This is a genomic window from Streptomyces albipurpureus (assembly GCF_023701525.1).
GTDB classification, from domain to species: domain Bacteria; phylum Actinomycetota; class Actinomycetes; order Streptomycetales; family Streptomycetaceae; genus Streptomyces; species Streptomyces albipurpureus.
In genome coordinates this window covers 181,183-205,370 of record NZ_JAMQAW010000029.1, presented here as the reverse complement: position 1 = coordinate 205,370, position 24,188 = coordinate 181,183, and the positions used below count along the sequence as shown (strand labels likewise).

Sequence of the window (24,188 nt, the reverse complement as noted above, 5' to 3'; positions counted from 1 at the left end):
TCCGCTAAGTCACTTGATGAGCCGAACGATGTCGGACACCGGTACGGCTGTCCCATTGCGGTGGCGGAGGCTGGCCTCAATCTCGGCCTCCTCGTTGGCGTGGGACTTCTTGGTGTAGTTCAGGTGATTGGAGATGTGCGCACACATCTGGAGAACCGTCTTCACTTGGGTGTCCCAAAGAGAGAGTGTCACCAGCAGTTCATCGCCCATGGCCAAGCGGTGGTCCGAGCACTCCTTCGCGGCTTGGGCGGTCGATCCTGAACTGCTCCTACCGCTGCCGGCTCCCGCGATGTCGGCTCTCTTGCGTAGCTGGTCATGTGCCCTGAACGCCTCACTGCCGACCGCCCCGAGATCGTCTTGAGCGACCATCAGATCGGGTGCGCCGCCACCGCCGCTACCAGAGCCGCCGGGATCAGGTGCGAGCTGGTTCAACCGCGTTGTGGTCTGCCTTTCCTGAGCGTCGGACAGCATGGCTGCCCATTCGCTGTCGAACGTCATCCTTGCCCCCGATGCCGCGTTCGTTTCTGCGAAATGCCCATGCTAGCTCGGGAGTTGCGGCGTCTGAGAGTTCATTCGGTACGGGTGTACGTCAGCGGTGTGCCGCCCGATCCGACGAGTTCGCGGATGAGGGTGGAGGTGCCCGTCAACTCCAGTCGGCTCCACTGGCCGGGCGAGCAGCTGCCGGTGTCGCCGCTGTCCAGTTGGGTCGGTCCCAACTCCAGGGGTGGCCCTGCCTTCTGGAGGGTGGCGGACCAGCGGCAGTCGTAGCTTGGGCCGGTTCCGGTGAGGACCATGGTCTTCTCGCCCGTCGCGCCCTGGCTGATCTTCATCAGGCGGGTGTGGGTGCCGTCGCCCGAGTCGAAGGTGGCGCGCCAGGTGCCGATGTACTGACGGGGTAGATCGCCGCTCGGTTGGGGCGACTGGGCGGGAGTCGTGCTCACTTCGGGGGATGGGCCGGCCAGTGTGGGGCTCGGTTGGGGGTTTGGGGGACCCTGGTCCGGGTCCTTGAGGGCGTAGTACACCCAACTGCCCGACGCCACCGCTATCAGCACGGCCGCCACCCCCAGCGCGATGACGCTGAACTGCGACGCCCGGGTGCTCCTGGCCGGGGGCCGGGGGTGGGGGTAGGACGGTCGCTGGGGAAGGTAGGGCGCTGACTGGGTGGGCGAGGCCGCCGAACCCATGCCCGGGTGAGGCCCTTGCGGCCCCCCGGGCGCCGGGGGGAAGCCCGCTGGGGTGCCGGGCGGTGGTACGGACCCAGGGGTGGGGGTGGGTAGGGAGCCGGGTGCGGTGGGGAAGTTCGCCCCCGGAGCGGCGGGGGCGGGGGTGAACGCTGGGGAAGCGGGCCAGGTCGGAGGAGTGGGTGGCGTGGGACTGGATCGGGGAGGGGTGGCCCCTGGATCAGGTCCTGGTGGTGTGCCCGGGGCCGGTACGACCTGCGTAGGAGTGCGTTCCGGTGGCTGTTCCACCTCCAGCAGGCTCACCGCATGGCGTCCGAGCCGGGCCACCAGTGCCGCCGGCAACCAGGGCTCGTCGCCTTCCTCCGTCCGGGTACGCTCCAGGATCTCGGTCAGCCCCGGCCGCTCGGACGGGCTTTTGCGGAGGCAGTCCCGGACCAGATCGGCCAGGCCGTCCGGTACTCCCGTCAGTTCCGGTTCTTCCTGGGCGATCCGGTACATCACCGCGTGTTGGCCGCTGTCGGGTGAGCCGAAGGGGAGTTGGCCGGTGGCCGCGTACGCCAGTACCGAGCCCAGGCAGAAGATGTCGGACGCCTCGGTGACCCGGGTGGCCCTGACCTGTTCGGGGGCCATGAAACCGGGGGAGCCGATGACCGAGCCGGTGCGGGTGAGCCCTCCGTCGGACGCGGTCTCCAGGGCGCGGGCGATGCCGAAGTCGATGACCCGGGGGCCGTCGAGGGTGATCAGGATGTTGGAGGGCTTGAGGTCGCGGTGGATCAGGCCCGCGCCGTGGATGTCGGTGAGCGCATGGGCTAACCCCGTTCCCAGGATGCGTACCGAACGTTCTGGCAGCGGCCCTTGGGCGATGACCGAGCGCAGTGAGGGACCGGCGGCATAGCCGGTGGCGAGCCAGGGCACGGCTGCTTCGGTGTCCGCGTCCAGTACGGGTGCGGTCCAGTTGCCGCCTACCCGGCGGGCCGCGTGCACCTCCTGCCGGAAGCGGTCGCGGAACTCCTCCTGTTCGGCGAGCTCCCGCCGTACGAGTTTGACGGCGACCGTACGCCCCCGGTCGCTGCGGGCGAGATACACCTGGCCCATCCCGCCCGCCCCCAACCGGGCCAGCAGCCGATACGCACCGATACTCCGTGGGTCCCCGGGCGTGAGTTGATCCATCGCCGCGTGTCCTCCCCCAGTCGCGACATCTGCGGACCGGGCTGAGGATAGTGCTCTTGTCACCCTTTCTGGACGCTGTCCATCGCCTTGGACAGCTCTTCCAGCACCCGGGCGGTCTCCGCGAACCGCTCGGCACCGAGCACCTCGGCCAGTCGCGCCGCCAGCGCCGCGTGGCCGGGCCCGAGTCGCTCCACCGCGGCCAGTCCCTCGTCCGTCGGGCGCAGCAGCTTGGCCCGTCGATGCGCCGGATTGGGTTCGTACGCCGCGAGCCCCCGCTCGACCAGCAGATCGGCGATCCGCTGCACGCTCTGCCGGGTGATCCCCATCTCGCGGGCGATCCCGGCGACCGGGAGCGGTTCGTGCAGTACGGCTCCGAGCACCTGCCACCAGGCGGCGGTGAGCCCGGCCGGCGCGGCCAGTTCTTCGGACGCGGCGAGGAACTGGCCGTTCAACCGGAAGATCCCCAGCGCCGTCCGGCTCAGCAGGTCCTGCTCCGACCGGCTCATGACGTGCCGCGCGAATCGGCCGTTGCCGCGTCGGCTGCCCCTTCGGCCGGCTCGTCGGCTCCTTGGAGAACGGCGTAGGCGGAGGCGTCCGAGTCATGGAAGAGCCGGTACCAGGCGTCGAGCTTCCTCTCCTCGTACACACCGAGCTTGCCGAGGATCTCCCGGGCGAAGGCGATGGGCTCGGTCGGACCCGCGGTGATCAGATCGCCGTCGGTGACGGCGTCGGCTTCCTGGTAGCGCTCGCCGCCCTGGTAGCCGGAGGCCGCGAGGTAGAAGGAGACGGCGCTGGTGTGGTCGCGGTCATCGAGCAGCCCCGCGCGGGCCAGGCCCAGCGTGGCCCCGCAGATGGCGGCGACCGGGACGCCCGCGGCGAGGAAGCCACCCGCTTTGGCGGCGAAGGGGGCGAGGTCATCGCCGGTGTCCCACCGGGTGGAGCCGGTGAGCAGCAGCAGCGCGCTGTCCGCGATGGCCTCGGGCGTCAGCTCGTCGATGGTCAGGTCGGGCTGGACGCGGATGCCGCCCATGGTGGTCACGGGGTCGGTGGTCAGTCCGACGGTACGGACGGTGAAGCCGTGCTGGGTGAGCTGGGAGGTGGCGTAACCCGGCTCCCAGTCGGCGAAGTCGTCGTAGACGGCGAGATGGATGGTGGTGCCGCTCATCGTGTTCTCCCTCGGTGGGTATGCCCTCAGTAGCTATGACAGAAGACTGTCATAGTGGCAGCATGCTGTCAAAAATTCCCTCGGGCACCCGACAGAACGACGAGGAAAGCGGCGCAGGACAGACAGGATGGTGATGTCAGCCCCCGGCGGTGTTCCTTACGCTCTCTTCCATGACCGCTCAAGCCCATCCCGTTGATCCCCAGGCCGGCGCCGCCGTGAAGGCCGCAGACCGCGCGCACGTCTTCCACTCGTGGTCCGCCCAGGGGCTGATCGACCCGCTCGCCGTCGCCGGCGCTGAGGGTTCGTACTTCTGGGACTACGAGGGCAAGCGCTATCTCGACTTCACCAGCGGCCTCGTCTACACCAACATCGGGTATCAGCACCCGAAGGTCGTGGCCGCGATCCAGGAGCAGGCGGGCAAGCTGTCCACCTTCGCGCCCGCGTTCGCCGTGGAGCCGCGCTCGGAGGCCGCCCGGCTGATCGCCGAGCGCACCCCGGGCGATCTGGACAAGATCTTCTTCACCAACGGTGGCGCTGAGGCGATCGAGAACGCCATCCGGATGGCCCGGCTGCACACCAGCCGCCCCAAGGTGCTCTCCGCCTACCGCTCGTACCACGGCGGCACCACCACCGCGATCAATGTCACCGGCGACCCGCGACGGTGGGCGTCCGACAACGGCACCTCCGGAGTGGTGCACTTCTGGGCGCCGTTCCTCTACCGCTCGCCCTTCTACTCGGCCACCGAGGCCGAAGAGGCCCAGCGCGCCCTCCAGCACCTGGAGGACACCATCGCCTTCGAGGGTCCGGGCACCATTGCCGCGATCGTGCTGGAGACCATCCCGGGCACCGCGGGAATCATGGTTCCGCCGCCCGGCTATCTCCAGGGCGTGCGCGAGATCTGCGACCGGTACGGGATCGTCTTCATCCTCGACGAGGTCATGGCGGGCTTCGGCCGTACCGGCAAGTGGTTCGCGTCCGAGCACTTCGATGTCGTGCCCGACCTGCTGACCTTCGCCAAGGGCGTGAACTCGGGCTATGTGCCGCTCGGCGGTGTGGCGATCTCCGCGGAGATCGCGGCCACCTTCGAGACCCGCGCCTACCCCGGCGGACTCACCTACTCCGGCCACCCGCTGGCGTGTGCCGCGGCCGTCGCCACCATCCAGGTGATGGAGGACGAGAAGATCGTCGAGCACGCGGCCCGCATCGGCGAGACCGTACTGGGCCCGGGCCTGCGCGAGCTGGCCGAGCGCCACCCGAGCGTGGGCGAGGTGCGCGGTACCGGAGTGTTCTGGGCGCTGGACCTCGTCAAGGACCGGGCGACGCATGAGCCGCTGGTGCCCTACAACGCCTCCGGTGAGGCGAACGCCCCGATGGCCGCCTTCGCCGCCGAGTGCAAGGCGCAGGGCCTCTGGCCGTTCGTCAACATGAACCGCACCCACACCGTGCCGCCGTGCAACGTCAGCGAGGCGGAGGCCAAGGAAGGCCTGGCGATCCTGGACTCGGCGCTGACGGTCGCGGACCGGTACACCGTCGAAGGCTGAGCCGACCGCTAGCGCTGTCGCACCGGCCTCGTGGAGACCGACGAGGGCGGGCCCTGGGGATACGGGCCCGCCCTTCGTCATGTCCGGGACCGGGCGCTGACGGGCCCCGTCACGTCCTGGGCGGGCGTATGTGCAGCGACCACTGCCCTTCGCTCTGCACGGTCAGGAACAGCGGTCCCTCGAAGAGGGGGACGGTCTGCCGGAACGGGCCGACCGCATCCCGCAGAAGCGGTTCGGGGTGGTCAAAGGAATCCTCCGGGCCGAACAGCGCCCGGGTGGTGATCGTGATGTCGTCATGGTCGTACCTGTCGCCCCGGAACGACACATCGAGCTCCGCGGGCGGTCCCGTGTAGGCGAAGACCTCGTCGCCCCTGCCCTGCACCGCGAGACGGTCCAGCCGGCGTATCGCCGAGAGCGGATGGATCACCACGGTCCAGTTGCCGTCCGCCTCGACCCGAAGGCGCAGCTGACCCTGGGTCGGGATACGCGTGATCGCCCGGCCCCGGAAATCGGTCAGACCGGTACTGAAATAGCGGTCCTCCGGCTCATGGCGGTGGGAGAGCGACTTGACCGAGAAGTAGCCGTCGCCCTGTCGCCAGGCCTCGATCAACGCGGGCCCCGGCGGTAGCGGGACATCGACGCTGACGGTGACCGTTCCATGCCCGCGTCGGGTGAAGGGGTGGAAGCTGGGCAGCGTGCCGAAGGGATCCGGCGGGGGAGCGACCGGGGCGGGCTGCGCGGGCTGCTGGTGCGCGGGTGGTGGCGACGGCTGCTGCTGGTACGGGGTCGGTCCGGCGGGCCGCGGATATGCCGGATACGCGGCGGGGGGCGGATAGCCCCCTGGTGCCGCCTGCGGTGGGTACGCGGCGGGAGCGGGGTGCCCGGCCAGGGGCTGGAAGGGCGCGGGTGCGGGCGGTGGCGCGGGCTGCTGGTACGGGGCCGGAGCCGGGTGCGCGTACGCCGCCGGTGCGGCGGGCGGTGGGAACGCCTGCGGCGCGGAGGGGACTTGGAAGGCCGGGGGCGGTGCGGGCTGCGGTTGGTAGGGGACCGGTGCCGGCGGTGTTGTCGGCTGCGGCGCGGGTGGGGCGGTCGGCTCCGCCACGGTGATGCCGAAGTCCGTTGCCAGCCCCGCGAGTCCGGAGGCGTACCCCTGACCCACCGCCCGGAACCTCCACATCCCGTTGCGCCGGTAGAACTCCCCGAGTACGAAGGCCGTCTCGGTGGTCGCGTCCGTCACGGCGTAGTGCATCACCACCACCCCGTCCGGCCCCAGCGCCTGGATGAAGAGCCCCGGCACCGCTCCGAAGACTCCGCCATCGCAGGACGCGGCGAGCACCACCCGTTGCACCGCGGGCTCGATGCCCACCAGGTCCAACTCCAGCCACTCCGCGAGCTGCCCGTTGCCCTGTGCGGTCCCGCTGTGTCGCACCGCACCCGATGGATGCTGCGGTTGGTTGTAGAACACCAGGTCAGCGTCCCCACGCACCTTCCCCGAAGCGTCGAGCAACAGGGCCGACGCATCCACACCGGGAACCCCTGGCGCCGCGCTCCGGCCCACCGCCACCCGTAGCCGGGACGTGGGGACAAGCACATTGGCGCCTTTGATGATCTGGGTCATGGGGCACATGCTGACAAAGAGTCCCCGGTGAAGTCGATGGGTGAGCCTGGTGAAGTGCCCGGTCTGTGGGGGGTGAACCTGTCCGTCCGCCCACCCGCGGCCCCCGCCGACCCGCCCTCGCGGACTTCGACGCACCCCTCTAGGAAGGGCAGCGCGGCCGATAGGACACCCCCGGCAGATGCCGCTCCCAATCCACCTCCCAGAGGGGCGTGGCGGACAGCCGCTCGCAGATGGTCTGCGCCGCGTGCCGGGCATCGAGCGGATACAAGCGTGAGGCCAGGTGCGGAGTGGTCACCTGGAGCCGTGATCCGTTCTGGTCGAAGGACAGGGCCAGGACCGGGCCGTTGGCACGGGGCAGCGGTGAACCGCTGGAGCGGGGTTCGGAGGTGTCCCAGAGCCGGATGGAGCCGTCCGCGCCCCCGATCGCCAGGGTCCTGCCGTCCGGGGAGAACGCCAGGGCCGGCGCCTGGCCTGAGGTCGATCCGCTCTCCCGGGCGGGGACGAGAACCGCGCGCAGCTGGTGTCCACCGCTCTCCCAGAGCGTGGTGCGACCCAGATGATCGCTCATGGCCGTGTAGAGCCCGTCCGCGCTGACGGCCATCGACACCGGCCACTGCTCGCTGTTCATGGCCCGGCGCACGGTGCCGTCCTCAGCGGCGACCACCTGGCGTTCATCGGTGAAGAGCAGGCCGTCCCAGGAGGAGGTGAGAATCCTTCCGTCCGCTCCTCGGCGCAGGGTGTGCCAGGAACCCTTCTCGGCATCCGCGATATCGATGGACTTGGCCGCCATGGAGGAACGGGAGGCGGCGACCGTCCGGTGGGCGGTGAAGGCGAGAGCGCTGATGTCCGGGCGCGCGGGGAAGGTCACATCGTCCTTCGGGAAGCCGATCCGGTGGACGACCAGCCGGCCCCTGGGGTTCAGCCGGGCGAGGAAGTCCTCGCCGGAGCTGATGGCCATGGGCATGTCGTACGGGCTCTCGGCGGACCGGGGCCCGGGGAACCGGGTGCGCAATCGGCCGTTGGCGTCGCGCAGTTCATAGACCCCGGGCCGAAGGGTGACCAGTCTCGTACCGTCCGGGCCGAACCGTGCACCGATGAACGGGGTGGCTTCCCACTTCCTTGCCTTGGTCTCGGTCTCGGTCTTGGGCTTGTCGAAGGCGACGGTTCGTATGTTCTCGCTGGGTTCCGAACCCGCCGTGTAGCGCAACACCCCCGAGGCCATGTCCAGCCTCAGATCGGACAACCCGGAACCACTGACGGGGATGTCATGGATCGGTGAGCCGGTCAGCGCGGTACGCCAGATCCTCACCGTGTTGCCGGTCAGGGTCGCCGCATGGGCGCCGTCGGCACTGAACGCCAGCCGGGGCATACCGTCCAGGACGATGGCCGGAAGTTCACGGCCGGATCGCACCTCCCAGGTACGCACGCCCGTTGCCGAGGTGACCGCGATGGACCGGCTGTTCGGGGTGAAGGCGAACTCGCCGTCCCCGCAGGCTCCGGCCTTCCCCAGCCAGGGGACCGACAGTCGGCGCTGCTCGCGAACGTCCCAGACCTGGAGGGGCTTGTCGTCCGGGCAGTACGCCAGCAGCCGGTCATCGGCGGAGACCGCGGCCCGGCGGATGCTCTGACCGTCCCCGGTGTCCAGCAGCCGGCGGCCGGTGCGGGTGTCCCAGAGCTGGAGCCGACCACCGCGAGCGTAGACCGCGAAGAGTCTCCCGCCAGGGGCGAAGTATCCCTCCATGTCCCGGCCGATCGGCCCGAACGCCGGGCCGACCAGTCCGCCGGCCGCCAGATCCCACAGCCGGATGCCCCGCGAGGTGCGGACGGCGACCGTACGCAGATCCGGAGCGATCTCCACGATCCGTGCCGCGTGGTCACCGAGCCCGGGCAACTCCTCCTTGGTCTCCCGAGACTCCACATCCCAGGTGTCGACACGGTCGGGGGAAACCCTGAGATAGGTCCGGCCATCGGCGCTGTAGCGCACCCAGACGCTGTTCTCCGGGGCATCGGACTCCGGAAGGGCTGGAGTGAAGCTGTCCACCTCCGGCTGGGCCGCCGCTTCGAGCAGCGCCTGCCGGGTCTCGGGCAGGTCGGCCAACTGCCAGGCCGTCAGGCTCAGCCACATCGCCGCCCGGGGGTCCGACTCCCGGAGTACGGACGCCACCTGGACGGTGCGCCGGGCCTCGGCCTCGGTGGCCCGGCGCTCACCCGCCTGGTTCTGTTCCCAGAGCGCCAACCCGGCGATGACGGCGAGACAGAGCAGGACGGAGAGCGCGACGGTCAGGGCCCGTAGGCGATGGGTGGTGCGGGCGGAGGCGCGTAGCTCGCTGTCGTACGCGGCCAGGGAGGCGGTCAGGAAGTCGCGCTCCTGGGGGGTGAGCCGGGAGGCGGAGTTCCGCTGCGCCACATCGGACGAAGCGGCTTCGGCGGGTGCCCCGCGTCGCACCCGGGCCAGCAGCCGGGCCGGACCCCCCGACGGCTGGGGGAGCCGGGATATGGCCGCCGGTAGGCCAAAGGCCTCGCGAGCGGACTCCAACTGTCCGCCCCGGTACAGCGCTCCCGGCTCCCGTTCGAGCTCTTCCCAGTTCCGGGCCGCGTCCATCAGCCGGCGGTGCAGTCGCAGCAGATCGCGATCGTCCTCGATCCACCGCCGCAGCCGGGGCCAACCGGTGATCAGGGCCTCGTGCGCCAGGTTCACGGCCGATGCGTCGACGGTCAGCAGACGGGAGTGGACCAGTTGTTCCAGGACGCGTTCGGAGCCTGGCAGATGGAGCAGCTCGGTACGGTCCGCGGGGCGGCGGGTGTCCTGGCCGCCGTCGCCCGGGGATATCAGCCGCAGCAGAAGGAGCCGGGCCGTCGCCGCCTCCGCTTCGGTGAAGTCGGCGAAGACCTCCTCGGCGGTGTGGGCGATCGCGCCCTGCACACCGCCGATCGCGTCGTACGCCGTCTCGGTCAGGGTCCGTCCCCGCCGGCGTCGCCAGGTCTCCAGCAGGGCGTGCGACATCAGCGGCAGCCCGCCCGGTTCATCGGCCACATCGGCGACGATCCGCGCGGTCAGACCGCGCTCGACTATCAGCCGCTCGGCCGTCGCGGGGCCCACCACCGCTTCGCGCAGCTGCTCGGGGGCCATCGGTCCGACGAGCAGGACGCTCTCCTTCAGCGCCGCCGCCAGGCTTCGGTGCTCGGCGCACCGACCGTAGAAGTCCGCGCGTACCGCGATGACCACCCGCGCTGCCGAGTTCACCAGCAGTTCGATGAACGCGGCTCGTTCGGCCGGGTCATGGCAGAGGGTGAAGGCCTCCTCGAACTGGTCGACCAGAACCAGCGCACCTTCGGTGAAGAGTGCCCGATGGGTACGGGCGGGGGCCGGTCCCGGGGTGAGGATGCGGATCACCGACGGCGGCTCTGGGGAACCGGCCGGTGACTGATCACCCCGGATCTCGCGCAGGGCGGGGATCAGCCCGGCCCGCAGGAGCGATGACTTACCGCTGCCGGACGCCCCGACCAGGGCGGCGAAGGGCGCCCGCCGGGTGAGTGCGACCAGATCGGCGATGAGCTCATCGCGCCCGAAGAAGTGGTGGCGGTCCTCCGGACCGTAGCGGGCGAGGCCGGGATAGGGGGCGTTGCCACCATCGTCCGGCGCTGGCCCGGGGTCGGAGTCGGCCGCTTCCTGCCAGCGCTTCTCCCACTCGGCCGGCTCCGCACCGCACGCGGCCGCGTACGCGAGGGCGACCGCGAGGGTGGGTAGCCGAACCCCGGACGCGGCGGCGGAGAGGGTTGGCGCGGAGTACACCGAAGTGCGGGCCATCTCGCGGTAGGTGGGTCCACCCGCGGCCCGGCGCAGCTCGCGCAGGTCATGGGCGAATCGCTGCACGGGTCCGGCCCCTGGGTCCAACGGCTTCTCCTGGCGCCCCATGGCCCCTCCCGTCCCCACCGGCGGCTTTCCCGGTTTCGGAGCGTAGTGGAATTGACTGACACGGCGTGGGGGGCCTGCCAATCAACGGCGTGGCCGGTGGACTCGCCAGATGATCGAAATCGCGTCACCGCTCGTTCGCGCACTGCCCCGGCAGCGGCAGCCGCCCGCCGCCCGCCCCGTGTCCGCGCCGCTCATCGCCCTGCCTCCGGCCGCGCTGATGTTCGTACTGGGGCTGTGGGGCATCGGCCGCGAGGGCACGCTCTGGGGCGATGAGGCGGTCACCTATGAGATGGCTGAGCGGACCGTGCCGGAGATCTGGCACACGCTCGGCTCGGTGGACGCCGTTCACGGTCTGTACTACTTCCTGATGCACGGCGTCTTCGCCGTCACCGGGCCCGGACTGGTACCGCTGCGGCTTCCGTCGGTGCTGGCGATGTGCGCGACGGCGGCCGGAGTGGCGCTGATCGGTCGGAGGCTCGCCGGTCCACGGGCCGGGCTGCTGGCCGGGCTCCTTCTGCCGCTGCTGCCGGTCGTGCAGCGGTTCGCCCAGGAGGGGCGTTCCTACACGTTGGTGTGCGCGCTGGTCACCGGCGCGACCTGGCTGCTGCTGGAACGCCGCTGGGCCGCCTACACGGGGGCGATGCTGACGGCCTGTCTGCTGCACGAGTTCGCGGTGCTGGTGTTGGCGGCCCACGCGCTGACGGTCCGTAGGCCCTGGCCGCGCGGCTGGCGGGTCGCGGCCGGATGCGTCATCGCGGGGCTGGCGCCGCTCGCGCTCTTCAGCACCACCCAGGCCGCACAGGTCGATTGGATCGGCCGCCCCAACGTTTCGGAGCTGGCCGCCTACGGCTCGTTGGCCCTGGTGGGTTGGGGCTGCGCCAGCACATCGGGCGGGGCCCGGGTGCGCGCGGTCGCGCTACCGCTCCTGGTGGTGCCGATGGGGTTACTGCTTCTTGTATCGCTGGTGCATCCGCTGTTCGTGGACCGCTATGTCCTGCCGTACGTCATCGGTCTGGCCCTGCTGGTCGGCGCGGTGCTCGACCGCTACTGGTCCCGGGTCCTCGCGGCGGCCAGCGCTTCGGCGGCGCTGCTGGTACTCGTCTCCCACGGGCCGCACCTGCGGACGCCGGAGAGCCGCAAGAGTGATGTGGGGGCCGTCGCGGCGGCGGTGGCCGAGACATCCCGGGCCGGGGACGGGTTGCTCTTCACCCCGATGCGGCGGCGCGCATGGACGCTGGTGCATCCGGGGGAGTTCGCCGGGCTGAGGGACCTCTCCCTGAAACAGGCGCCGAGGGAGTCCGGAACGCTGTTCGGGACGGAGCTGGAGCCCCGGGACATCAGGGCCGGGATGTTGGCACACCACGGCCGGGTGGTGGTCGTCCAGGACCTGGCGGGGGAGCCATGGGACGAGGTGGCGGGGGAGCGGGTGAAGCGGGAGGTGCTGCGCGATGCCTTTGTCCTGTGCGGGGAGAGGGTCGAGGGGCAGGCGCGGATCAGTGTGTACGTCCGGGGTGTGGGATGCGGCTGGTCGACATGAGTCGGAGCGCGTCGATCCGGGCTTGGCGCATCCTGCGTTGGGCCCGGGGGTGCCCCTAGGGGTTCCGTCAACCCGTGGGGGCCCGGGTAGCGGGGCGGGTAAGGGACCAGGGGCGGGTGTCGGGGTGTCTCGACGCGGCTCCCCGCTCTCCCCGCCAGGGCGGTGCTCCCTCAGGGGCGCGCCGGTGCCGGCTCCACCTCAAGGAAGCGCCGGCGGCGTGGGCCTCGGTAGAGCAGGGCCTCCCAGCTTGCGGCGCCCAGCGCCTCGGCGCACTCCCCGAGGCGCTGTTCCTCCTCCTGCGCCGCGCCGCTGCCGGCGGGCCCCAACCAGTCCACGCACACCATGCCGGGCCGATCCCCGGGCCGTACGCGGTACCCGGTGGCCACCCGGGTACCGTCGGCGCCGACCGCGGACGGCGACATACCCGCGGCCTCCAGTGCCAAGGCGACCGCACGCACCATCTGGTTGAGCTCCCAGGCGGCGGGAGCCGTACCCGTCAAACGTCGTATCTGCGTCAGCCCGGCGAAGGCCTTGCGCACCTCAGTAGCCCGGTCCGAGCCCTCCTGCGGTACCGGCGGGCCGTCTCCCGTTGCCGCCTCGAACAATTCCTCAGACACCTGGACCTCACCTGTCTCGTTCCGACTGGCCTATCGTGTCCGGGACCCCTGCGAAGGAGAAGCCATCGATGCCCGGCCCCGGCAGCACTTCCGTCACCCGCAGCACGCTGCGGCAGCAGATCGCGGACGCGCTGCGTGACGAGGTGCTGGCCGGGCGGCTGCTGCCCGGGCAGGAGTTCACGGTCAAACAGATCGCCGAGCAGTACGGGGTCTCCGCGACGCCGGTGCGCGAGGCCCTGGTCGACCTCTCGGCCCAGGGACTGCTCGACTCCGATCAGCACCGGGGTTTCAAGGTTCATCAGTTCTCGGTCGCTGACTACCGCCATATGGTCGACGCCCGCGCCCTGGTCATGGACGGGATCATCCGCCATGCCGAGCACAGTGGGCACACCCGTGTCCGTCCCAAGTCGGTGCTGCCGGTGCGACGTCGGGCCCAGGAGGCGGCACGCGCCGCCCGATGCGGCGACCTGGACATTCACATCGGCTATGACCTGCGGTTCTGGGCCGAACTCGGCTCCATCACCGCCAACTGCTATATCTCCGGGTTCCTCCATCAGTTGAGGGTGCAGAGCTGGGTGTTCGCCGTACCGCATCTGCGGGCGGACAGCAGCCGTCGGGAGTGGCTGTGGTGCGGTCATGAGGATCTGATCGACGCCGTCAGCCTGGGGGACATGGCGGCGGCGCGAGCGACGATCGGTCACTACAACGAACAGGCGCTCCATTGGGCCGATCGATTGGAGCGGTGAACGCACCCAGGGGAGGTTGGGCGTTGCGCGCTCGGCGCGAGACTGGTTGTCGCGACGCGACGACTCGACGACACCAACGGGCATTCGGCACACCAAAGGGCGGGTGGGCCATCCCCATCCCCCGGGCGCACAGGTCCTCCTCCCGTGCTCAGCGGACCACCCGTCAGGAAGGGCCGAACCCTTCGGAGTGCGGGATCCCCTCTCGTATCCGCTCCCAGCGGTGCGGCGAGCGCGACCTCGCCTCGTATCCGCTCCCGACGGGCCGGGCGACTGGCCGTGACGGATGGAAATCGGTCGGGAGAGAGGGTGCGGCCGTCGCCTCCCGATGGCCACGGCATTACGCTTTCGGCAACTCCGAAGAGGGCATGCAGTGGGTGAAAGGCGGCACGCACCCTTCGGGTACCACCCCGGCCACCGGCCGGGCGCCGCACCAGAGACAACCGCTGGTGACCGGACCTGACGGGAGGAGTCGACCGATGACGGAGGGCGAACGGTTCCCCCGACGCCATCGCCATCGTCAACCGCCCCGCCCGTCCCGCCCTGACCGTTGCGCGCGCGGCGCGCGAACTACTGGAGAGCGAGCCCTCCTTGGCCTGTGACCTGTGGCTGGTCCCCCTCGTCGACGTGCTGTGTCACAGCCCCGACAACCCCTTCGCAGAGGAGATCGCCTCCTACGACAAGGTGCTCACCGCAGCCGGGCTGCCCAGCGTTCCCGTCTTCGCCTATATGCCCGGGCTCTCCGGCGATGTCGCCCCGGTCGCCGGCTTCGACTACGACGCGCTGCACTTCCTGCGGCGCGCCTATCTGCTCCAGCTATGCGGTCTGGCCGTCACTCCGGTGGACGAACTCGGCGGTGACTACGAACAGTTGCTGGAGATGTTCGAATCCACGGCGCAGGGCTCCCATCTGGTGTGGCACTACGACCACGCGGGCGCGTATGTGCCCGTGGACTTCGCGGCCCCGCTCTCCAGCGATGAGCTACTCGCGGGCGGTGGGCCGCTCGGTTCCGCTCAGGGGCTATTGCGGGAGCTGGAGTTCGTCGCACCGTCGATCGGCATCGATCCGGCCAACCCTCCGGCACCTCCCACGCCACCGGTGCGCCCCACGGAGCTGGAGGAGCCGGCCGGGCCGATATCGGACGACAGCCCGTTCGCCAGGGAGCGGCACGTATGGCTTGGCCTGCACACGGCAGCCATACGCAGCCTGAGTCAAGGGTCCATGATCATCTTTAGCTGACGGGTGCTCCACTCTGTTCTGCGGCCGCGGTGTTCGGCCGCCCTTCCGTTTCCTCCTGTGGGCCCGAGGGGTCGCCCGTTCCTCCTGCGGGCCTGCGGAATCGCCCGTTCCTTCAGTGGGCCCGAGAAGTCGCTCGCCGGGTGCCACTGGGGGAGTGAGCCGCTGGAGGGATGAGCCGGCACCCGCAGCGGCCGTCGTCCGTGGGCGCGCTCGTCAGCGGGGCGTCTCCGGGGGCCGCTGTCTGGGCATGTTCGGCCGGGTCCCGGGCGGCAACCCCGCCCGGCCTCCGGCCGTGGAGCTCTCCACCGCACGGAAGCTCCCGCTCGCGGGTAGCGGAAGCGACTGGAGCACCAGCGGCGCCGGGGCACCCGCGAATTCGCGCATCCAGTCAGCCGTCTCGCTCCGCACCAACTCGGTCACATCCTCCGAGAAGCTTCTGAGCACGCCCAGGCAGCGCTCGGCGGCCTCGCTCGCGGTGCCCTCCGTCGGCCCCAGGATCTCCCGTACGCTCTCCGACGCCCAGTCGAACTGCAACCGCTGCAATCGTCGCTGCACGGCTTGGGCTGTCGCCACATTCCGCATCCAGCCCGAGGTCACCCCGAAGTACCGGTCGACCGCGAGGCAGGCGGCGCCCAGCAGTAGGGAGAGATAGCCCCAGCCGGCCGCTCCGGGCACCATTTCGGTGAGGTCGAGCAGCGGGAGCGTAGCGCCGGCCGCCACCCCGAGGGCCGCACCTCCGCGCAACACCCGTCCCGTACGCCGCTTCCATACCCGGTCCACCAGGTACCACTCCGTCGTACGCAGCGCACCCGCCTCGACCCACCGGTACAGCTCGTCCAGCCGTTGCGCGGGCTCTCCCCAGTCTCCGAGCGGAAAAGGCCTTCCAGCCAGGTCTCCGCGCGTTACCTCACCGCGCTCGTCCCGGGCCGGCCCCCCGGGCTGCATCTCCGGCTGGCTCACCGGGGCACTCCTCTTGTAGCGATATGGCCGCCATGATGACTACTGGGCGTGGTTTTTCTATTGCCCTGTGTTATCTGGTGGTGTGAAATAGGTGCGGACGCGCCTGGCGTATGCAGCGCACGTTCTGGTGCGCATGTCTTTCCTACCGCCAAATGGTGGGCACTGGGGCGGAAATCCCAGTATTTCCGCACACACATATGCCGTGATCAGGTAGAGGACCCGCAGGATACTCACACGAAAGAGTTGCCGTCTCGGCATGCAGCGAGCCGTCCGGTGACCACGTAGGCTCGGCGTACGAACCATGTTGTCGAAGCGCCAGGAGTGACCCGTGATCCCCGGTGGTGGCCAGCCCAATATGCAGCAGCTCCTCCAGCAGGCCCAGCAGATGCAGCAGGAACTCGCTCGGGCCCAGGAAGAGCTTGCGGAGACCGAGGTCGATGGACAGGCGGGCGGTGGTCTGGTGAAGGCGACCGTCACCGGCTCCGGTGAGCTGCGTGCATTGGTCATCGACCCCAAGGCGGTGGACCCCGAGGACACGGAGACGCTCGCCGATCTCGTCGTCGCCGCCGTCCAGGCCGCGAACGACAATGCGCACGCGCTCCAGCAGCAGAAGCTCGGTCCGCTGGCACAAGGACTCGGCGGGATGCCGGGACTTCCCTTCTGATGGGGCGCATGAGCAACTACCGTACGTACGAACCGTAGAAGTGCGGCAGCCGAAGGAATGGGAGAGGCAATCCGTTGTACGAAGGCGTAGTTCAGGACCTCATCGACGAATTGGGCAGGTTGCCCGGCGTCGGTCCCAAGAGCGCGCAGCGGATCGCCTTCCACATCCTCCAGGCGGAGCCGACCGATGTGCGTCGTCTCGCTCATGCGCTGCTGGAAGTGAAGGACAAGGTCCGCTTCTGTGCGATCTGCGGAAATGTCGCGCAGCAGGAACAGTGCAATATCTGCCGCGATCCGCGTCGGGACCTCTCCGTCATCTGCGTGGTGGAGGAGTCGAAGGACGTGGTCGCGATCGAGCGGACCCGGGAGTTTCGGGGCCGCTATCACGTCCTCGGCGGGGCCATCAGCCCCATCGAGGGTGTCGGCCCCGATGACCTGCACATCCGTGAGCTGCTGACGCGTCTCGCTGATGGTGTGGTCACCGAGCTGATCCTGGCCACGGACCCCAATCTGGAGGGCGAGGCGACCGCCACCTATCTGGCTCGCCTGATCAAACCCATGGGTATGCGGGTCACTCGGCTGGCCAGTGGTCTGCCTGTGGGGGGAGACTTGGAATACGCCGACGAGGTCACGCTTGGGCGTGCTTTCGAGGGGAGACGACTTCTCGATGTCTGATGCCATGCTGCACGCGGTGAATCATGACCCCGCCGATTTCGCGGTCCAGATCGCGGACTCGATCGAGTCCTTCATCGTGGCGACCACGGAAGTCGCCAAGGGCGACGAGCCCGATAGCGCCGTGCCGTTCCTGTTGCTGGAGGTCTCACAACTCCTGCTGACCGGTGGACGACTGGGCGCACACGAGGACATCGTCCCGGACGAGCGCTATGAGCCGGATACCGGCCCGGAGCCCGATCTGGACGAGCTGCGGGAACGGTTCGCCGTCCTGCTCGACCCCGTGGACGTGTTCTCCGAGGTCTTCGACCCCTATGAGCCGCGTAAGGCGCCGGTTGCCTTCCGTATCTCCGACAATCTCGCCGACATCGTCACTGATCTACGCCATGGCCTGGCCCACTACCGTGCGGGTCGTACCAGCGAGGCGCTGTGGTGGTGGCAGTTCTCGTACTTCTCCAACTGGGGACCGACCGCCTCCGCGACCCTGCGCGCCCTGCAGTCGCTGGTCTCCCACGTCCGTCTCGACCAGCCGCTTCAGGAGCTGGACGGGCTGGACACGGACGAGGAACTGGGCGAGGAGGCCCTGGCGGAGGAAGCCGGCCGGGTGATGGCCGAGGAGATCGCCGTCCCGCTGGGGCTGCGCACCACCTGAGGCCTTCGACGGCGGGTGCCGGGTGCGACGGGTGCCGGCTGTGACCCGCCGCACATCCCGCGTAGGTCCACCGCTGTCGGGCATGAGTCGGACCAGAGCGACCGTGATCACCTGCTGAGCGGGGCATCTCACCATGTGACTGCCCCGGGACGTAGCACGGCCGCTCGTTAGACTGAGCCGACCGCAGCACCCGGCTGTTGGTGGAGAAAACCGAGCGAGGAGCGCACGTGGGCCTTGTCGTGCAGAAGTACGGCGGCTCCTCCGTTGCCGATGCCGAGGGCATCAAGCGCGTCGCCAAGCGGATCGTGGATGCCAAGAAGAACGGCCACCAGGTGGTCGTCGTGGTGTCGGCGATGGGTGACACGACGGATGAGCTGATCGATCTTGCCGGGCAGGTGTCCCCGATCCCTGCCGGGCGTGAATTCGACATGCTGCTGACCGCGGGAGAGCGCATCTCCATGGCTCTGCTGGCCATGGCGATCAAAAACCTGGGGCATGAAGCCCAGTCCTTCACGGGCAGCCAGGCAGGCGTCATCACCGACTCGGTCCACAACAAAGCGCGCATCATCGATGTGACGCCGGGCCGGATCCGTACCGCGCTGGACGAGGGCAACATCGCCATCGTCGCCGGCTTCCAGGGTGTGTCTCAGGACAAGAAGGACATCACCACCCTGGGCCGTGGTGGCTCCGACACCACCGCCGTCGCACTGGCCGCGGCGCTGGAGGCCGAGGTCTGCGAGATCTACACCGATGTGGACGGCGTCTTCACCGCCGACCCCCGGGTGGTCCCCAAGGCTCGCAAGCTCGACTGGATCTCCTCCGGGGACATGCTGGAGTTGGCCTCGTCCGGTTCCAAGGTGCTGCTGCACCGCTGCGTCGAGTACGCACGCCGATACAACATTCCGATCCACGTCCGCTCGTCCTTCTCGGGACTGCGCGGTACCTGGGTCAGCAACGAGCCGCAGGGAGACCAGGTGGAGCACGCCATCATCTCGGGAGTCGCCCACGACGTCTCCGAAGCGAAGGTCACGGTCGTCGGGGTGCCCGACAAGCCGGGCGAGGCCGCGGCCATCTTCCGCACCATCGCGGACGCCGAGATCAATATCGACATGGTCGTCCAGAACGTTTCGGCGGCGACCACGGCCCTCACCGACATCTCCTTCACCCTTCCCAAGACGGACGGCGCGAAGGCGATCGACGCACTGGAGAAGGCAAAGTCCTCGATCGGCTTTGACTCACTGCGCTACGACGACCAGATCGGCAAGATCTCCCTGGTCGGCGCGGGGATGAAGACCAATCCCGGCGTCACCGCCTCCTTCTTCGAGGCGCTCTCGGACGCGGGAGTGAATATCGAGCTCATCTCAACATCTGAGATTCGTATCTCGGTGGTCACCCGCGCCGACGATGTGAACGAGGCCGTCCGCGCGGTCCACACCGCCTTCGGTCTCGACAGCGACTCCGATGAGGCCGTCGTCTATGGAGGAACCGGGCGATGACCCGCGACTGGAGCGTCGACCGGTGACCACGGAGATGAGCGGTGGCCGGGACGATGGCCGGTAAACCGACGCTCGCGGTCATCGGAGCGACCGGGGCCGTCGGTGCGGTGATGCTCCAGATCCTCTCTCAGCACAAGGACATCTGGGGCGATATTCGCCTTGTCTCCTCCCCGCGTCCGGCCGGCCGCAAGCTGGTCGTACGTGGGGAGGTGTGCGAAGTCATCCCGCTGAGCGAAGAAGCGCTCACGGGTGTCGATGTCGCCCTCTTCCTGGTGCCCGCGGAAGTCTCCGCGCGGTGGGCGCCGATCGCCGCAGCCAAGGGCGCGGTGGTGGTGGACAGTTCCGCGGCCTTCCGGCTTGACGCCGATGTGCCGCTGGTCGTCCCCGAGGTCAACCCCCATGCGGCTCGGATCCGTCCGCGCGGCATCGTCGCCAGCCCCCACGACACCACCCTCGCTCTCATCCCGGCCATCGGCGCGCTCCACGCCGAGTTCGGGCTACGGGAATTGGTCGTCGCCTCGTACCAGGCCGCCAGCGGCGCCGGACGGGAAGCGGTGAGCGCACTGCGCGATCAGCTGTCCCTCGTCGCCGGTACGGAACTGGGCACGGGGCCGGGCGATGTGCGCCGGGCCGTCGGTGACCGGGCGGAGCCGTTCCCCGCGCCCCTGGCCCTCAATGTGGTGCCCTGGTCAGGAACGCTCCAGGACGGCGGCTGGTCCTCCGAGGAACTGGGGTTGCGCGACGAGACCCGCAAGATCCTCGGACTCCCCAGGCTTCGGGTGGCGGCGACCTTCGTCCGGGTGCCCGTCGTCACCACCCACTCGCTAGCGGTCCACGCGCGCTTCGAGAACGAAGTCACGGTGGAGCGGGCGCACGAGATCCTCGCCACCTCGCCAGGGGTGGTGCTCTACGACGATCCGGCGGCAGGCGATTTCCCCACCCCCGCCGATGTGGTCGGCACCGACCCGACCTGGGTCGGCCGGGTCCGGCGCTCCCCGGATGACCCCTGCGCGCTGGACCTCTTCGTTTGCGGTGACAACCTCCGCAAAGGGGCCGCGCTGAACTCCGCGCAGATAGCCGAGGCCATCGCGGCCGAGCTCCCCTTCTGACCGCTGGTCGAGCTCCGGCTGGGTTCTGACCTCGGCTCGGATGATCCTCCTCGGGCGATCCGCGATGATCAAAGTAGCCAATTACCCCTGGACACGAGCACACCTGACGTTTGTAGGATCAGTGCGCGAGCTGTGAGCAACCTGTGCAGAACTTGAAGCTCTGTACCATTTGGTCCGGGCTGTGTGGACATCCAGAAATCACCTTCCCCGGCCTGCAACCAGCAGTCCGACGGAAGGCGTCTTTGCGGTCGCCGCTATACGGTGCCGCGAAAAATGGGGCATTGGGGAAGAGCGAGTACGCATGAAGCCTGCAGGAACATCGCCAAAAGCGGTGGCGTACGCGTACAACCCTAACGGGGGGAAGCGTGTCCAACAGATGTGGCAGAGGTACTCGACATCCCAGGGGTGGTCCCGGTCAGCGCTTCCATGCGCCTGGTCCAGGGCAGTTCAACGGCCCCCATCCGCGGCGCTTCGGTGCGTCCGGTCCGCAAGCCCCGTACACGGGCGCCCGGCGGCATGCCGGTGATCGCACCCATGCCCACACCCCGTACCACCCGTCTGCCGTCCCAGCGCGAGAGCACTGACGGACAGATGGCCGCTGGTACCACCGTCGACCACCTCACCGAGACCTACCGCGCGCACTACCGATCGCTGCTGGGACTCGCCGCACTACTCCTGGACGACACGGCCTCCTGTGAGGACGTCGTACAGGAAGCGTTCATCCGCGTTCACTCGGCGCGCAATCGGGTGCGCGAGCCGGAGAAGACCCTCGCCTATCTACGGCAGACGGTGGTCAACCTCTCGCGATCGGCACTGCGTCGACGCATCCTGGGGCTGAAGCTGCTCTCCAAGCCGATGCCGGACATGGCGAGCGCGGAGGAAGGCGCGTACGACCAACTGGAGCGCGACGCCCTGATCAAGGCGATGCGCGGACTCCAGCGCCGTCAGCGCGAGGTCCTCGTCCTGAGGTACTTCGCCGATATGACGGAGGCACAGGTCGCCGAGACGCTGGGTATATCCCTGGGATCGGTGAAGGCGTACGGCTCACGGGGCATCGCGGCGCTGCGCGTCGTCATGGAGGCCACGAAATGAGCGGCGACAGGAAAAGCGGCGACCGCAAGAGCGCCGGGCAGGACGGGCCGGACGGGCCAAGTGACGACCGGACTGGGAACGGAATTGTGAGTAACGGGCCGGATGACGAGCTGAGCGGCCACGAAGATCGTGAGACCCGCGAGCGCCCCAGTGGCGCTGAGGACCGTGCGGACGCTACGGGTCGCACCGATCGTGCCCGCGGTGGAGCTGACGGGCCGGTCGATTCCGATGAACTGCACGACGGTGGTGGCGAGCCGGATGGTGCCGGTGCCTCCGACGGTTTCGGTGGTGCGGGTGCCTCTGACGGTTTCGGTGGTGCGGGTGCCTCTGACGGTTTCGGTGGTGCGGGTGAGCTGACTTCCTCCTGTGGCTCAGGGGGGCTTGCCGCGTTGGCGGCTCTCGTGGGTTCGGGTTCTGACGGTTCTGGTTCCTATGGCTCCGGTTCCGGTTCTGCTGGTGGTCCTGGCCAACCGGGTGGTCCCGCCGCTGGAGCAGTTGGGCACGGCGAAGGCCCCGGAGACGAGGAAGAGGCTCTCCGCCGGCTCCTCCAGGGAGCCGTGCAGGACCTCAACCCCGCGGACGGAGCACTCGATCATCTGCGGAGAGCGGTCCCGGCCCGCCGGGCCCGCAAGAGGCAGGCGATGGTCGGACTCGCCGCCGCGGTGGTGTTGATGGGTACCGCGATCCCCGCCTTCGTCCATGTGGCCGGCTCGGAGAGCGGTGACAGCGCTCTCCCGATCAATGCCGGACACGGTGAACAGGCCCACGGCGGCACCGAGTCCTCATCGGGTGAATCGCAGGGCAAGGAGACCACCACCGGCCCCACCGTCGGCAGCTCGGGCACCCCTGAGGGCAGCGCCAGCACAAGCCCGTCCCGCAGTGCCAAGCCCGGTACGGACATCAGCGGCGGAGTGTCCGGTTCACCGGAGAAGACCTCGTCTGATGTGCCCAGTGGCGCTTCGGTCTGTGCCGCCGATCAGCTCCGTTTCACCGCCGCTCAGGCGGCCGGAGCGGACGGCGAGGGCAAGGTCTACGGCTCTTTCAGGGTCGCCAATTCCTCCAGCGTCACCTGCACGGTCGGCGGTCCGGGGCAGGTCAACATCCAGGCACTGGGCGCGGCTGACCAGGCCAAGATCACCGTGGCGGATCACACCGCGGGAGGCCCGGCGACCGGTCTTCCGGACCCTTCAGGGGAAACCACCCGCCTTCTGTTGAAGCCTGACCAGGCCTACGAGGTGAAGTTCGCCTGGGTACCGAGCGAGTCCTGTCCCACTGGTCCTACGTCGCCCACGTCCCCGTCGACTTCCCAAGAGCCCTCAACGGGCGCGGGCGGCGGCCAGGGCACGGGCCCGGACAATACGGAGACCCAGCTCAGCACCGAGAGCGTGCCGCAGGAGGGCAGCATCTCGGTGATCCACACTCCGGACCCGGGCGCTCCGAGCGCGGACACCACCATCGCGAACGCCTGCTCCGGCACCCTCTACCGGACAGATCCCCTCAGCGCCGGCTGACTGAACACTGTGCCTTGACCCCACCCCGCCTTCGACCCCACCCCGCTTTTGATCCATCCCACCGCCGTTGATCCCACCGCCGTTGATCCCACCGCCGTTGATCCCACCGCCGTTGATCCCACCGGGGTGGATTCCACCGGGCTTGCGTGCTTGCCGACCTGCTGAGCGCGCAGGCCCGCGGCTACGCGAGGTCAGCGCTCGGTCGGGACGTCCTGGTGCGGGGTGGGTGTCTCCGTGGCTATCCGGGAGCGGGCTCGGGGCGGGGTTGTGGTTGTTGGTGTGGGGTTGTTGCGGTTGCGCGGTGGGTTGGGGTTTCCCGTGGCTATACGGGGGCGGGCTCCAGACCCAGCTCGCGGTCGCGGACCGCTTCCGCCTCCCGCCGTACCAACCGGAACCACATGAACAACACAAAACCGGCGAACACAAACCACTCCCCGGTGTACCCCAGGTTCTGGAATGCCTTGAGATCCAGGCCGCTGCCTTCCGGGATGGCCGCCGGCACCGCGACCAATCCGCTGTCCGCCTTGGACAGGGTGACCCATGCGTCATGCACATCGTCCGGCACCAAATTGACCAGCGACGCGGCGCTGATCATCCCCAGCTGACCGCTCGGCAGTCCGCCGCCCGTATGCACCCCGTCGGTGCCCGCGTTCTCATTCGCCTGAAGTGCGCCGACGACCGTGATCTTGCCGTCCGGAACGGCCGGGACCGGCTCGCCCTTGGCCAGCCATCCCCGCACGACCGGTAGCGCCGGACCTCGATCCGTTTTGAGGAGGGCCAGCACATAGGAGCCGTTGTTGCCGTCCACCTGTCGGTTGGGAACGATGAACTGCTCCCCGTAGATCCCCGTGGCCCTTGCCTGCCGACCCGAAGTCTTCTTGTCGACGGGCAGCAGCTCTTCCAACGGCTTGACGGCCATTTCACCCGGGGTTGGCTCGCGCTTGGCCTCCTGATGGGTCTCAACCCGATCCTCGAACTTTCCGAGCTGCCAGGAACCCATGAAGATGCAGAAGGCGATCGCCAGCACGACGAGGACGTTGATACCCAGCCAGCGGGGCGTCAGCAGGAACCGGTACACCCCTCCACGGTACGGAACGCGACTCCGCTACTCCCTGCCACCCCCCCTCCGTCACGCCGCGTCCACCAGTACACCTGTCGCCAACCGCGCCCCAATCGACCCGGGACGCGGATGCAGCCCCAGCCGCCTCAGCCGCACTCTTCTTGGCTTCCCAGCCAAGCCTGGAGGACTTCTCCCTCGCCCCCACTCCCCATGTCCCCTTCCAGAGCCGGCCGGGCAGAACCTCCC

The 24,188-nt window shown here is 69.2% G+C and carries 21 protein-coding genes; 12 read left to right on the top strand and 9 right to left on the bottom strand.

The annotated features are described in order from the left end of the window. Window positions 1-9: 9 nt before the first annotated feature. The 4 genes from NBG84_RS23735 to NBG84_RS23720 form a co-directional block, all read right to left on the bottom strand. Window positions 10-498: a hypothetical protein gene (locus NBG84_RS23735; protein ID WP_250921588.1), complete on the bottom strand. Its 489-nt coding sequence runs from the start codon at window positions 496-498 to the stop codon at window positions 10-12. A 71-nt stretch (window positions 499-569) separates the two neighbouring features. Beyond that, window positions 570-2,351: a serine/threonine-protein kinase gene (locus NBG84_RS40755; protein WP_285367480.1), complete on the bottom strand. Its 1,782-nt coding sequence runs from the start codon at window positions 2,349-2,351 to the stop codon at window positions 570-572. Window positions 2,352-2,410: 59 nt separating this feature from the next. Next, window positions 2,411-2,857, bottom strand: a complete 447-nt coding sequence (locus NBG84_RS23725; protein ID WP_250921587.1) for a MarR family winged helix-turn-helix transcriptional regulator — start codon at window positions 2,855-2,857, stop codon at window positions 2,411-2,413. Continuing rightward, window positions 2,854-3,516, bottom strand: a complete 663-nt coding sequence (locus NBG84_RS23720) for a type 1 glutamine amidotransferase family protein (protein ID WP_250921586.1) — start codon at window positions 3,514-3,516, stop codon at window positions 2,854-2,856. The genes NBG84_RS23725 and NBG84_RS23720 overlap by 4 nt, the downstream gene beginning before the upstream one ends. Window positions 3,517-3,686: 170 nt before the next feature. On the opposite strand from NBG84_RS23720, the gene NBG84_RS23715 reads away from it, so the two are divergent. Beyond that, window positions 3,687-5,057: an aspartate aminotransferase family protein gene (locus NBG84_RS23715; protein WP_250921585.1), complete on the top strand. Its 1,371-nt coding sequence runs from the start codon at window positions 3,687-3,689 to the stop codon at window positions 5,055-5,057. Between the two features lie 109 nt (window positions 5,058-5,166). Here the strand turns inward: NBG84_RS23715 and NBG84_RS23710 are convergent, their stop codons facing one another. Further along, window positions 5,167-6,675 (bottom strand): TerD family protein, encoded by a 1,509-nt coding sequence (locus NBG84_RS23710; RefSeq protein WP_250921584.1) that lies wholly within the window; start codon window positions 6,673-6,675, stop codon window positions 5,167-5,169. Between the two features lie 139 nt (window positions 6,676-6,814). After that, window positions 6,815-10,591 carry an nSTAND1 domain-containing NTPase gene (locus tag NBG84_RS23705; protein ID WP_250921583.1) on the bottom strand — a complete coding sequence of 1,259 codons (3,777 nt, stop codon included), beginning with the start codon at window positions 10,589-10,591 and terminating at the stop codon, window positions 6,815-6,817. Window positions 10,592-10,700: 109 nt separating this feature from the next. Here NBG84_RS23705 and NBG84_RS23700 point away from each other — a divergent pair, with 109 nt between their 5' ends. Further along, window positions 10,701-12,128: a glycosyltransferase family 39 protein gene (locus NBG84_RS23700; RefSeq protein ID WP_250921582.1), complete on the top strand. Its 1,428-nt coding sequence runs from the start codon at window positions 10,701-10,703 to the stop codon at window positions 12,126-12,128. Window positions 12,129-12,298: 170 nt separating this feature from the next. Here NBG84_RS23700 and NBG84_RS23695 read toward each other — a convergent pair whose 3' ends face one another. Continuing rightward, on the bottom strand, window positions 12,299-12,745 hold the full coding sequence (locus tag NBG84_RS23695; protein ID WP_250921581.1) for a hypothetical protein: 447 nt from the start codon (window positions 12,743-12,745) through the stop codon (window positions 12,299-12,301). A gap of 68 nt (window positions 12,746-12,813) precedes the next feature. Between NBG84_RS23695 and NBG84_RS23690 the strand changes: the two genes are divergently transcribed. Beyond that, on the top strand, window positions 12,814-13,491 hold the full coding sequence (locus NBG84_RS23690) for a GntR family transcriptional regulator (RefSeq protein ID WP_250921580.1): 678 nt from the start codon (window positions 12,814-12,816) through the stop codon (window positions 13,489-13,491). 588 nt (window positions 13,492-14,079) lie between these two features. Further along, window positions 14,080-14,727 carry a hypothetical protein gene (locus NBG84_RS23685; RefSeq protein WP_250921579.1) on the top strand — a complete coding sequence of 216 codons (648 nt, stop codon included), beginning with the start codon at window positions 14,080-14,082 and terminating at the stop codon, window positions 14,725-14,727. A 213-nt stretch (window positions 14,728-14,940) separates the two neighbouring features. Here the strand turns inward: NBG84_RS23685 and NBG84_RS23680 are convergent, their stop codons facing one another. Then, entirely contained in the window at window positions 14,941-15,687 is a 747-nt protein-coding gene (locus NBG84_RS23680; RefSeq protein WP_250921578.1) for an SLATT domain-containing protein, read from the bottom strand. 328 nt (window positions 15,688-16,015) lie between these two features. Between NBG84_RS23680 and NBG84_RS23675 the strand changes: the two genes are divergently transcribed. The 8 genes from NBG84_RS23675 (at window position 16,016) to NBG84_RS23640 (ending at window position 22,882) form a co-directional block, all read left to right on the top strand. Beyond that, window positions 16,016-16,351 carry a YbaB/EbfC family nucleoid-associated protein gene (locus tag NBG84_RS23675; RefSeq protein ID WP_250921577.1) on the top strand — a complete coding sequence of 112 codons (336 nt, stop codon included), beginning with the start codon at window positions 16,016-16,018 and terminating at the stop codon, window positions 16,349-16,351. A 74-nt stretch (window positions 16,352-16,425) separates the two neighbouring features. Further along, complete coding sequence (recR, locus tag NBG84_RS23670; RefSeq protein ID WP_250921576.1) at window positions 16,426-17,025, top strand: recombination mediator RecR; 600 nt, start codon at window positions 16,426-16,428, stop codon at window positions 17,023-17,025. Beyond that, window positions 17,018-17,674 (top strand): DUF5063 domain-containing protein, encoded by a 657-nt coding sequence (locus tag NBG84_RS23665; RefSeq protein ID WP_250921575.1) that lies wholly within the window; start codon window positions 17,018-17,020, stop codon window positions 17,672-17,674. Before recR ends, NBG84_RS23665 begins: the two co-directional genes overlap by 8 nt. A 227-nt stretch (window positions 17,675-17,901) precedes the next feature. After that, window positions 17,902-19,170, top strand: a complete 1,269-nt coding sequence (locus tag NBG84_RS23660; protein ID WP_250921574.1) for an aspartate kinase — start codon at window positions 17,902-17,904, stop codon at window positions 19,168-19,170. Window positions 19,171-19,223: 53 nt separating this feature from the next. Next, window positions 19,224-20,279 carry an aspartate-semialdehyde dehydrogenase gene (locus tag NBG84_RS23655; protein ID WP_250921656.1) on the top strand — a complete coding sequence of 352 codons (1,056 nt, stop codon included), beginning with the start codon at window positions 19,224-19,226 and terminating at the stop codon, window positions 20,277-20,279. A 516-nt stretch (window positions 20,280-20,795) separates the two neighbouring features. Continuing rightward, window positions 20,796-21,371 (top strand): SigE family RNA polymerase sigma factor, encoded by a 576-nt coding sequence (locus NBG84_RS23650; RefSeq protein ID WP_250921655.1) that lies wholly within the window; start codon window positions 20,796-20,798, stop codon window positions 21,369-21,371. A gap of 129 nt (window positions 21,372-21,500) precedes the next feature. Further along, window positions 21,501-21,728 carry a hypothetical protein gene (locus tag NBG84_RS23645; RefSeq protein WP_250921573.1) on the top strand — a complete coding sequence of 76 codons (228 nt, stop codon included), beginning with the start codon at window positions 21,501-21,503 and terminating at the stop codon, window positions 21,726-21,728. Window positions 21,729-21,928: 200 nt separating this feature from the next. Beyond that, window positions 21,929-22,882, top strand: coding sequence for a hypothetical protein (locus NBG84_RS23640; RefSeq protein WP_250921572.1), 954 nt, complete (start codon window positions 21,929-21,931; stop codon window positions 22,880-22,882). Window positions 22,883-23,204: 322 nt separating this feature from the next. Here NBG84_RS23640 and NBG84_RS23635 read toward each other — a convergent pair whose 3' ends face one another. Continuing rightward, window positions 23,205-23,960, bottom strand: coding sequence for an SURF1 family protein (locus NBG84_RS23635; RefSeq protein WP_250921571.1), 756 nt, complete (start codon window positions 23,958-23,960; stop codon window positions 23,205-23,207). Window positions 23,961-24,188: the final 228 nt, after the last annotated feature.